Origin of the sequence: Vibrio sp. M260118 (assembly GCF_036533755.1) — a bacterium.
Lineage (GTDB): Bacteria > Pseudomonadota > Gammaproteobacteria > Enterobacterales > Vibrionaceae > Vibrio.
Genome location: NZ_JATABG010000080.1, coordinates 1 through 11,184, shown reverse-complemented (window position 1 = coordinate 11,184; position 11,184 = coordinate 1). Strand labels below are relative to the sequence as shown.

Here is an 11,184-nt window from a genome sequence, read left to right as displayed (position 1 = left end):
AGATTGCTGTGTGTGAACTTTAATCATCAGTTCGCCAATCAAAGTGCTGACGAGTTTATTAGTGACTTGTTGGTGAAGCGTTTGGGTGTTAAGTTTCTTGTCGTAGGCGATGACTTTTGTTTCGGTCGCGGTCGTAAAGGCAACTTTGCGATGCTGCAAGAAGCAGGTGAAAAGCATGGTTTTGAGGTAGTCAGTACTCATAGCTTTTGTTTACAGCAATTACGCGTGAGTAGCACTGCGATTAGAGAAGCGTTAGCGAAAGACAACCTATTGCAAGCAAAACAGATGCTTGGACGTGATTATAGTATTAGTGGTCGAGTATCGCATGGTCGAAAATTGGGTAGAACCATTGGTTTCCCTACGGCTAATATCCCACTAAAACGCTGTGTCTCGCCAGTCTCTGGTGTTTATACCGTTCAAGCTTTAGGCTTGGGCGATGAGCCGATTGGAGGTGTTGCTAATATAGGTAACAGACCAACGGTCAATGGCGTACGCCAACAATTAGAAGTGCACTTATTTGACTTTAAAGCAAATTTATATGGCAAACAGCTAGAAATTGTACTTTTAGATAAGATTCGTGATGAGCACAAATTTGATTCATTCGAAGCTTTAAAACAACAAATTGAATTGGATGCTGAGGCAGCAAGGGTGTGGCTGCGTCAGTATAAAGCCCAAGCGGTTTAGTTCGCTGCTTGGCATAATGTCTAACTGTCACCCAACACAACGGAATTAAGAATCGATGAGTGAGTATAAAGATACCCTGAACCTTCCTGAAACAGGGTTTCCGATGCGTGGCAATCTGGCAAATCGTGAGCCAGAAATGCTTAAGCGTTGGTATAAAGAAGACCTTTACGGCGAAATCCGTAAAGCGAAGAAAGGCAAAAAATCTTTCGTTCTACATGATGGCCCTCCATATGCGAATGGTGACATTCATATTGGTCACGCACTAAACAAGATTCTTAAAGACATTATTATTAAATCCAAAACACTTTCTGGTTTTGATGCACCGTACATTCCAGGTTGGGACTGTCACGGCCTACCAATTGAACTAATGGTAGAGAAGAAGAAAGGCAAGCCAGGCCAAAAAATTTCTGCGGCTGAGTTCCGTGAAGAGTGTCGTAAGTACGCTGAAGGTCAGGTAGAAGGTCAAAAAGAGAGCTTTAAACGCCTAGGCATTATGGGTGAGTGGGACAAGCCTTACCGCACTATGGATTTTGCTACTGAAGCAAACATCATCCGTGCGCTAGGTAAGATTGCTGATAACGGTCATCTACTAAAAGGTTTTAAACCTGTTCACTGGTGTACTGACTGTGGCTCTGCGCTTGCTGAAGCAGAAGTAGAGTACAAAGATAAAGTTTCTCCATCTATCGACGTTCGCTTTAAAGCAGCTGATGAAGCAGCACTTCTATCTAAGTTCGCATTGAACGAAGGTCATGAAGGCGAAGGTGATATCTCTATCGTTATCTGGACAACCACACCTTGGACTCTGCCAGCAAACCGCGCAGTATGTCTACGTGATGATCTAGAGTACGTACTTATCCAAGTTGAAGGTGAGTCGAAAGAGCGAATCATCGTTGCTTCTGAACTGGCGAAAGACGTAATGGACCGTGCAGGTATCGAGCACTTCCATAACCTTGGTTTTGCTAAAGGTAGCGATCTTGAGCTGTCTCAGTTCAACCACCCATTCTACGATTTTACCGTTCCTGCGATCCTTGGCGATCACGTAACGACTGAATCGGGTACAGGTGTGGTTCACACAGCCCCTGGTCACGGTCAGGAAGACTTCGCGGTAGGTAACAAGTACGGTCTTGAAGTAGCTAACCCAGTTGGCTCAAACGGCGTTTACTTGCCAGATACTGAGCTATTTGCTGGTCAGCACGTATTTAAAGCCAATGATGCAGTGGTTGAAACGCTAAAAGAGAAAGGCGCGCTTCTACATCACCACGCATACGAGCACAGCTACCCACACTGTTGGAGACACAAAACGCCAATCATCTTCCGTGCAACACCACAATGGTTCGTGTCTATGGACCAAGCTGGCCTACGTGCAAAAGCACTAGAGTCAATCAAAGGTGTTGAGTGGATGCCTGAGTGGGGTCAAAGCCGCATCGAAGGTATGATTGAAGGTCGCCCTGAGTGGTGTATCTCTCGTCAACGTACTTGGGGTGTGCCAATTGCTTTGTTTGTTCACAAAGAGACAGCAGAGCTACATCCAAATACAATTGAACTAGTAGAGAAAGTTGCTCAGCTAGTTGAACAGAAAGGCATTCAAGCTTGGTGGGATCTAGAAATCTCAGACCTACTAGGCGAAGAAGCAGACAAATACGAAAAAGTACTCGATACGCTAGACGTATGGTTCGACTCAGGTGTAACTCACTACTCAGTGGTTGATGCTCGTGAGGAGTATAACGGCGCGTCAGCAGACCTATACCTAGAGGGTTCTGACCAACACCGTGGTTGGTTCCAGTCTTCACTAATTTCATCTATCGCGATGAAAGATGAAGCGCCATACAAGCAAGTGCTTACTCATGGTTTCGTCGTTGATGGTCAAGGCCGCAAGATGTCGAAATCTATTGGTAACGTCGTTGCGCCCAAAGATGTGACGAACAAGCTAGGTGCAGATATCCTGCGTCTATGGGTAGCTTCAACTGATTACACAGGTGAAGTTGCGGTTTCTGATGAAATCCTAAAACGCTCTGCAGATGCGTACCGTCGTATCCGTAACACAGCACGTTTCTTCCTAGCAAACCTAAGTGGTTTCAACCCAGCAACGGATCTTGTTCCTGCGGAAGAGATGGTGGCACTGGATCGTTGGGCTGTAGGTCGTGCACTGGCTGCTCAAGAAGAGATCGTGAAAGCTTACGGTGAGTACAACACTCACGCGGTAACTCAGCGTCTAATGCAGTTCTGTTCGATTGAAATGGGCTCATTCTACCTAGACGTAATTAAAGACCGTCAGTACACAGCGAAGCTTGGTGGCCATGCTCAACGTAGCTGTCAGACTGCGCTTTACTACATCGTAGAAGCGCTTGTTCGTTGGATGGCGCCAATTATGTCATTCACTGCAGACGAGATCTGGAACGAAATGCCAGCTTCCCTTCCGACAGGTGAAAGCCGTGATAAGTTTGTTTTCACTGGCGAATGGTATGAAGGTCTATTCGGTCTAGCAGAAGGCGAAGAGCTGAACAACGAATTTTGGGCTGAAATCCAAGCCGTTCGTGGTGGCGTGAACAAGCTACTAGAAGATGCTCGTAAAGAGAAAACCATCGGTGGTTCACTACAAGCTGAAGTGACTCTGTTTGCAGATGACGCACTAGCAGCGAAACTAGGTAAGCTAGAAGATGAGCTACGCTTTGCGCTACTGACTTCAGCTGCAGTTGTTAAGCCGCTAAGCGACAAAACAGATGCTGCACAAGCAACAGATGTAGAAGGTCTGTTCGTTGAAGTGAAAGCAACAGAGAACGAGAAGTGTGACCGTTGTTGGCACCACACTCCAGACGTAGGCACAATTGAAGGTCACGAGAAGATCTGTGGTCGTTGTGTGTCGAACGTTGATGGGGAAGGTGAAACACGCCGCTTTGCCTAGGTTTTCGGAACTTTATTGAAATTGAATAGCCCCAGTACCTACTGGGGTTATTTTTAACTGCTCGTTAGAGACACTTAGGTAAGAGTAGTTCAAGTTGATCGAGATTCCTTACTCACTCATTCTTCGCTCTAAGGAATGACAGTCTTGAGTTTAGTCGTACCGTCATCCTCAAGAGGGAGGAACGACCGAGTTGGGGATCTCTAATTAATTGAATTTTTGATTTGCTCGCACCTCACTGGTGGAGTGGCGAGCTTTTAATAATTGGTAGGAACTCTAATGAGTAACATTCCACTAAAACAATCTGGTGTACGCTGGCTTTGGCTTGCGATCGTGATCTTCTTTGCTGATATCGGCATCAAGCTTTTTGTGATGGATAACATGGGTTATGGCTGGGCTAATCGTATCGAAGTACTGCCTTTCTTTAATCTGCTGTACGTACATAACTATGGGGCGGCATTCAGCTTCTTAAGTGACCAAGCAGGTTGGCAACGCTGGCTATTTACCGGCATCGCGTTTGTGGTTACTGCAATGCTGACCTACTGGATGAGCAAGCTACCAGCTAAGGAAAAGTGGAATAATATCGCTTATGCCATGATTATTGGTGGTGCTGTGGGTAATGTGTTTGACCGCGTTGTCCACGGTTTTGTCGTTGATTACCTCGACTTCTTTTGGGGCAACTATCATTGGCCTGCTTTCAACCTGGCTGACTCAACCATCTGTATTGGTGCGGCAATGATCATTCTCGATGGCTTTCGCAATAAACAAGACGCTAAAGCCTAATCCGTGATAAGTGGAATAACCTTAGGTGCTGTCGGTTGATTCCCGTAGTGCTTTTTAGTATACCCGTCATATTCACAGCGGTGGCACCTATTCTCGGACGCTGTGAACATAACAATAACCTCAAGGAAGCAGTAACGTGACGACAATAGCCCAAGATTCAGCGGTAACTCTACACTTCACAATCAAAATGAAAGATGGCTCGGTAGCCGATAGCACTCATAACATGGGCAAACCGGCTAAGTTAGTGATTGGCGATGGTAGCCTGAGTGAAAGTTTTGAACAGTGCCTGTTAGGACTGACGACCGGTGACAATAAAGCGATTGAGCTTAAAGCTGAAGACGCATTTGGTATGCCAAATCCTGATAACGTGCACTACATGGATCGCGCTAAGTTTGTCGGTGATGCGGAAGTGGAAGTTGGCACTATTATGGCGTTCTCAGGCCCTGACGGGATGGAAATTCCAGGAATCATTAAAGAAATCGCTGGCGATTCAGTGACCGTTGATTTTAACCATCCACTCGCTGGGCAAGATGTCACTTTTGAAGTTGAAATTTTGTCAGTAGAATAGCCAGCCAAAGCGAAAATATAATCATCATGAGCAATGAAATGAAAATTAAGTTAGCAAACCCACGTGGCTTTTGTGCTGGTGTTGATCGCGCGATCAGCATTGTCGAAAGAGCGCTAGAGCTATACCAACCACCAATTTACGTACGCCATGAGGTAGTACACAATCGTTTTGTGGTTGAAGGGTTGAAACAGCGTGGTGCTATCTTTGTTGAAGAACTGAGTGAAGTGCCAGATGACAACATCGTCATTTTTTCCGCTCATGGTGTCTCTCAAGCTGTGCGCAATGAGGCAAAACAGCGTGATTTAACTGTGTTTGATGCCACCTGTCCGTTGGTGACCAAGGTTCATATGGAAGTGGCGCGTGCCAGTCGCAAGCATATGGAAGTCGTACTGATCGGTCATGCCGGTCACCCGGAAGTCGAAGGCACCATGGGACAGTATTCTAGTGATAAGGGTGGTATGTATCTGGTTGAAAGACCAGAAGACGTTATTGAGCTTAAAGCTAAGATAAAAGATCCTAGTCATCTGCACTATGTGAGCCAAACGACCTTATCAGTAGATGAGACAGCGGATGTTATCGATGAGCTTCGTCGAGTCTTCCCCGATATTCAAGGCCCGCGTAAAGATGATATCTGCTACGCGACCCAAAATCGTCAGGATGCGGTACGAGAAATGGCAGCAGACGTTGATGTCGTGATTGTGGTAGGCTCAAAGAACTCATCGAACTCAACTCGGCTAAAAGAGCTAGCAGAAAAGCTAGGCACGCCAGGTTACCTGACAGACTGCCCTGAAGATATCAAACCTGAGTGGTTTGATGGGAAGGTCAAAGTTGGCGTAACGGCAGGGGCTTCTGCACCTGAAGAGTTGGTCAATAAAATTTTAGACACAATTAAACAAATTGTGGGCTCTCAAGCGGTAGAAGAGATCCAAGGCCGTGAAGAAAATATGTTCTTTGAAGTACCAAAAGAGCTTCAGATTAAGCAAGTAGATTAGATCTCTACAAAAAGAAAAAGACAAGCCCTTAACTCTTTGAGGAGTTAAGGGCTTTTTTTGTTTCATTGTGTGAAAGTGTCAGTATTTAACTGACATTTATGCAAGTTGCAAATTTCAGTGTTTTGTTTCGCATTTTTGCTGCAATTACACTGGCTGTTGCACATTTTTTAAAGTCAAAACGCTATAGTGCTCCAAGTATTTGAACTAGGAGCTGTTCATGAAAGTTGTCACACAATGGCTTTTCCCCTTATTAATTCTATTTAGTGTCGGTTGTAACTCTGAGTTAGACAAACCCATACCTGAAGACGCAAACTGGAGTCAACATCAACTCGATAATGGATTGCGTTATCACCTCTATCCGACGGATGATGAAGAGATCTCTATCCGTCTTATTATTCATGCTGGCTCTCTGCAAGAGTCAAGCGAGCAACGCGGTTATGCGCACTTTGTAGAACATATGGCTTTCAATGGTAGCCGAAACTTTACCGGTAATGACGTTATTAAGATGTTCGAGAAAACTGGTGGTAGTTTTGGCGCCGATATCAATGCCTTTACTGGTTATCAGATGACGGCCTACAAAATGGATTTAGCAGACAAGGAGCACTTATCTCTAGCCTTAACTTGGATGAGAGATGTCGCTGATGGCATTGAGTTTGCTCCTGAGCAAGTAGAGCGAGAAAAGGGGGTAATTCTGGGTGAGTTTCGTTTGTCTCGACCAGAGAATGAGTCGCTAGCGACAAAGGCGTATCTGGCTGCTATTAAAGGCTCAATCTTAGAAAACCGTGACCCGCTTGGTACTGAGGATGCGGTGCAACAAGCGACCTCCCAAGGCTTAATTGATTACTATCATACTTGGTATCAGCCACAGAATGCAGAGTTAGTTATTGCTGGCAATATTAACTCTAAAGAGCTTTCAATGTTGATTGCTGAGCAGTTCTTAAGCTGGAAAAGTAATGGGCAACCTGCGGTCGAGAAGCAGCGTACAGTCTCTATTGACTCTAGCTCTCGTTCACTGCCAACTGGGGATATGGAGTCGCCGAGTTTACACATGATTGTCGATAGAGGGCCTATCGCCATCAACAAGTACAAGCAGCAGTATCAGTTCTGGCTAGATGATATTGCTCAACAGTTGATTACTCAGCGCCTTAACGCTGCACTTAATGATGCCGCCATAGCGGTTCAGTATTCGGGCAGTTATACACAGTGGCTAGATTACAATAGTCTCTCTGTCACTGAGATTGCATTTGCTTCTGACCAACGTGATGCGACTCAAGAGACGTTCTTGGCAACGCTACGATCTTTGCGTGACTACGGCGTGAGTCAAGACGAATTGGACAGCATAATGGCTAGCTACACCAGTGCACTTGAAAACCTCGATAGTGACTGGGATAAGCGCAAGCCGCTGCAGATCATAGAAGAGAAGTTACTCGCGATCGAACAAGCAATGCCGGTGCAAAGTCGCGAGTTTAAACAATCAAGTCTAAACGACTTTATTGCCCACGTAGACTTAACTCGAGTAAATAAAAACCTTAATGACTTATTGTCGTCCGACATTACTTGGTTGCAAGGTTATAGTGCCAATGAGTCGTCAAGCGATTTAGATAGCGCGTTGGTGAAAGTATCACAAGAGTATCAACAGCAAGGAACTAAGCCTCAAGCTCTTCAGGCGGTAACGTCGGAAATACTGCAACCTAAAGCACCTGGTGAGATAGTATCACGAGTCGATAAGGAGCGAGATCTCACGGTATGGCAACTTGGTAATGGCATTGAGGTTTGGTATCAACGAGATGAAAAAGCGGGTAAGAGAGCTCACTTGGTTTATGCTAGCCAAGGTGGTAAATCTGCATTGACACCAGATCTATATGCAGCCGCAAATCTACTTGTACCAACGGCCGCTCGCAGTGGCTTGGGAGAGTTTAATGGCTCCCAGTTTGATAGTTTCCTACGCAAGAAAGATATTGCAGTGTATCCTTTCGTCGGCTTTACTGCCCACGGTGTTGAGATAAACAGTGCCGCTAAAGAGTTGTCCCTCGCGCTCAATGTTATTTTCAATATCTCGCAAGAGGTAAAGGTAGAGTCACGTCAGCTTGAAGCAGTGAAACAGGAAATTTACCAAGATAACAATGCTTTCTTTGCCTCGCCTGAGGGGCAATGGTACAAGGCGATCAATGCTACTACTTATCAGCCTAGCAGTCGTCACCGTTTTATATTGAACTCTGACATAGCTACAGTGACACCAGAGCAACTACTCAGTGTTCATAATCAACTATTTAGCTACAACCGAGACAACAAGTTAGTCATTATTGCTGACTTAGAGTCAAATCAAGTAGCGGCAATGCTGCGTAAGTATATCGCTCCAATAGCCTTCAACTCGCAGCAAGCGTTACCGCTTAACTTTGATAACGGCTATAACCTTAATCTGACTCAACAGCTTGATGTGGCAGAAAGCCAAGAGAAGGGGACGGCCGTTCTCACTCGATTGATTAATATGCAAACACAACCCAAAACAGCTAAAGACCTGTTTGCTGAAGATGCCTTGCAACGTATTGCAAGTGCACGACTGCTCGATGAAGTGCGAGAAAAGCGTGGCTTAGATTACTCTCCAGAAGTGTATCCTGTCACTCAAGATGGTGAGTTAGTATCGGACTGGTTTGTCAATGTCAAAGTGGCTGCAAAAGATGTCCATGAGGTACAGCAGGCCTTAAGCACTTTATTCGCGGGTCTCGCTAGCTCGATCACAGAGCAAGAGAAAAGTACGGCACTTAAGCAACTTACCAATGGGCTAAAGCCACTTGATGAAGACCCAGCTCAGCGTGCTTGGTTTTATAGTCGTTATTTGATTCATGGTTATGGACTTGACGCACTATTGAATATCGAAGCAACTGCGGACAGCATTAGCTTAAGCGATATTCAGCAAAGAGCAACTTGGACATTTGGTGCCAACAGTCAAAAAATAACCGCGACCTTATCACCGAAAAAGTAACTGGATGAGCGAAAAAGCCCAGTTGCATTTGGTTTAGTTTTAAGAAAGGCTCCCGAGGGAGCCTTTTGTTTTGCAAGCAAAGATATCAAAGCCGTTATACCGTTTCCGTCGCGGTGGTTGGTTTTTCTTCATCCGCTAATTCTGTTTCGCCTTTACCTTTAGACGTTTTAATCACGTAAGCGGTAATCGCTAGAGCAAACAAGATGCCTGATACGGTTGAAACTGCAATCGGTAAGCCAAAGCCTAGTGTGCTGTTGTTTAGAATAAAGGTCGCACATACAGTCGTCATGAAGATGGCTGGTACGGTAGTGATCCAGTGCAGTTTATTGTGACGAAGTAGGTATGCTGACGCAGTCCACAGCATCATTACAGCTGTTGATTGGTTAGCAAAGCCGAAGTAACGCCAGATAACGCCGAAGTCTACTTGAGTTAAGATGCCACCGATAACAAACAGTGGGATAGCCATCATTAGGCGGTTACGCAGCGCCTTTTGGTCAACGTTGAAGTACTCAGCCAGAATCAGACGGCTAGAGCGGAACGCAGTGTCACCAGAAGTGATAGGTAGAATAACTACACCTAGGAAAGCCAAAATACCGCCAAATACGCCAAGTAGGCCGAAGCTTGCGCTGTATACTACGTTACCTGGGCCGCCATTCTTAACTGCTTCTGCAAGGCCGTCCATTGTACCGAAGAAAGAGAGTGCAAGCGCACACCAGATAAGAGCAATCACACCCTCACCAATCATTGCACCGTAGAATACAAAGCGACCGTTTTTCTCGTTCTCCATACAACGTGCCATTAGTGGCGATTGAGTAGCGTGGAAACCAGAGATAGCACCACAAGCGATGGTAATGAATAGTGCAGGCCAAATTGGCATATCGTTCGGGTTTAGGTTAGTGAACATATCGCTAACTTGGAACTCACCCATAACAGTGTGTTCGCTCGATAGAGCTACCGCAGTCATCAGGCCAACAGACATGAAGATTAGAAGAGCGCCAAACAGTGGGTAGAAGCGGCCAATGATTTTATCAACAGGAACAATCGTCGCGATGATGTAGTAAGCAAAGATCACCACAACCATAGTGGTCATGCTAACTGTTAGGTCTGTTTGATCGTTGATTAGGTTGGTGATCATACCTGCAGGAGCAGAAACGAAAACAACACCAACTAGCAACAGTAGAACAATGGCAAAGATATTCATAAAGTGTTTTGCGCCATTGCCTAAGTAGCGGCCTGTTATGGTAGGAACGGAAGCACCGCCGTTTCGTACTGACAACATACCAGAGAAGTAGTCATGTACGGCACCCGCGAAAATACAGCCAATCACAATCCATAGCATAGCGGCAGGGCCATACAGTGCGCCCATGATTGGACCAAAGATAGGACCAACGCCAGCGATGTTAAGTAGCTGAACTAGGTAAACTTTCTTGGTCGACATTGGAACGTAGTCAACGCCATCCGCTTTAGTATGCGCGGGTGTCTGACGCTTCTCGTTAATGCCAAAGACTTTTTCTACAAAAGCCCCATAAATAAAGTATCCGCCGATTAGGGCTGCAACACAGGTTAGAAACCACAACATAGCACTTGTCCTTAATAATTAAGCTCACCATGCATATTATGCGCATGCTTAGCCATCTTCATTCGCTTCTGGAGTGAGTGGTCAAATAGCGAAATGAGTGGCGGATTGAGAAAATAAGCGGTTTTTGCTGGTGGCGAGTGGCATTTATTGGTATTTAGTGGTTTGATTAATGGTAGGCGTGCAATTCTGTTGTTATATCAATAACTAGGGTTCAGACCTTAAGATAGCTAGCCTTCGATTGTCTGCATCAATAAGGAAAAACAATGAAAAAAATCGTTATCGCAGCGTTAGTGGCAGTTTTGGCGGCGTGTAGCAGCACCCCGGAAGAGTTAGCTAAGCAAGGAGATTGGTATCAAATCGGATATCAAGATGGTATTACTGGACACACTCAACGTTCTTACAATGATTTAGCAAGTTTAGGTAGCGCTAAACATTCTGATTATGAGCAGGGTTATCTTGAAGGAATTAGCGAGTATTGTAACCCAGACTTCGCATACCAAATTGGTCTATCAGGTCAGTACTATGAAGGTGTTTGTGAGGGAACGGAGACGGCACAGAAATTCCGCATGGAGTGGCAGCGCGGTTGGAATGAGTATCAGAACTAGTTACGCAATGAAATGACACAGGGAGAAGGCGTGATTTCTCCCTTTTGCTACTAAATTAAAGGCTAGTCTGTTTGATGATCCTGAACTGCTC

General features: G+C 45.3%; 8 protein-coding genes. 7 read left to right on the top strand and 1 reads right to left on the bottom strand.

What is annotated here, in order from left to right:
• The 6 genes from ribF to QTO00_RS07215 all read left to right on the top strand — a co-directional run.
• Positions 1-684: bifunctional riboflavin kinase/FAD synthetase (ribF, locus tag QTO00_RS07240; protein ID WP_331423962.1), on the top strand; the 684-nt coding region annotated here is incomplete at its 5' end.
• A 55-nt stretch (positions 685-739) separates the two neighbouring features.
• Complete coding sequence (gene ileS / locus QTO00_RS07235) at positions 740-3,586, top strand: isoleucine--tRNA ligase (protein ID WP_331423960.1); 2,847 nt, start codon at positions 740-742, stop codon at positions 3,584-3,586.
• Positions 3,587-3,862: 276 nt separating this feature from the next.
• A complete protein-coding gene (lspA, locus tag QTO00_RS07230; protein ID WP_331423959.1) occupies positions 3,863-4,366 on the top strand; it encodes a signal peptidase II in 504 nt (167 codons plus the stop codon).
• Between the two features lie 136 nt (positions 4,367-4,502).
• Positions 4,503-4,934 carry an FKBP-type peptidyl-prolyl cis-trans isomerase gene (gene fkpB, locus QTO00_RS07225; RefSeq protein ID WP_331423957.1) on the top strand — a complete coding sequence of 144 codons (432 nt, stop codon included), beginning with the start codon at positions 4,503-4,505 and terminating at the stop codon, positions 4,932-4,934.
• Positions 4,935-4,960: 26 nt separating this feature from the next.
• Complete coding sequence (gene ispH / locus QTO00_RS07220; RefSeq protein ID WP_331423955.1) at positions 4,961-5,926, top strand: 4-hydroxy-3-methylbut-2-enyl diphosphate reductase; 966 nt, start codon at positions 4,961-4,963, stop codon at positions 5,924-5,926.
• A gap of 217 nt (positions 5,927-6,143) precedes the next feature.
• Positions 6,144-8,909, top strand: coding sequence for a M16 family metallopeptidase (locus QTO00_RS07215; RefSeq protein ID WP_331423953.1), 2,766 nt, complete (start codon positions 6,144-6,146; stop codon positions 8,907-8,909).
• Positions 8,910-9,003: 94 nt separating this feature from the next.
• On the opposite strand, the gene QTO00_RS07210 is transcribed toward QTO00_RS07215, so the two are convergent.
• On the bottom strand, positions 9,004-10,488 hold the full coding sequence (locus QTO00_RS07210) for a carbon starvation CstA family protein (protein WP_331423952.1): 1,485 nt from the start codon (positions 10,486-10,488) through the stop codon (positions 9,004-9,006).
• Between the two features lie 263 nt (positions 10,489-10,751).
• On the opposite strand from QTO00_RS07210, the gene QTO00_RS07205 reads away from it, so the two are divergent.
• Entirely contained in the window at positions 10,752-11,093 is a 342-nt protein-coding gene (locus QTO00_RS07205) for a DUF2799 domain-containing protein (RefSeq protein ID WP_331423950.1), read from the top strand.
• The last annotated feature ends 91 nt before the right edge of the window (positions 11,094-11,184 follow it).

Coding starts and splice junctions, on each gene's coding strand:
- ileS (WP_331423960.1), top strand. CDS start 740: ATGAGTGAGTATAAAGATACCCTGAACCTTCCTGAAACAGGGTTTCCG.
- lspA (WP_331423959.1), top strand. CDS start 3,863: ATGAGTAACATTCCACTAAAACAATCTGGTGTACGCTGGCTTTGGCTT.
- ispH (WP_331423955.1), top strand. CDS start 4,961: ATGAGCAATGAAATGAAAATTAAGTTAGCAAACCCACGTGGCTTTTGT.
- QTO00_RS07215 (WP_331423953.1), top strand. CDS start 6,144: ATGAAAGTTGTCACACAATGGCTTTTCCCCTTATTAATTCTATTTAGT.
- QTO00_RS07210 (WP_331423952.1), bottom strand. CDS start 10,488: ATGTTGTGGTTTCTAACCTGTGTTGCAGCCCTAATCGGCGGATACTTT.
- QTO00_RS07205 (WP_331423950.1), top strand. CDS start 10,752: ATGAAAAAAATCGTTATCGCAGCGTTAGTGGCAGTTTTGGCGGCGTGT.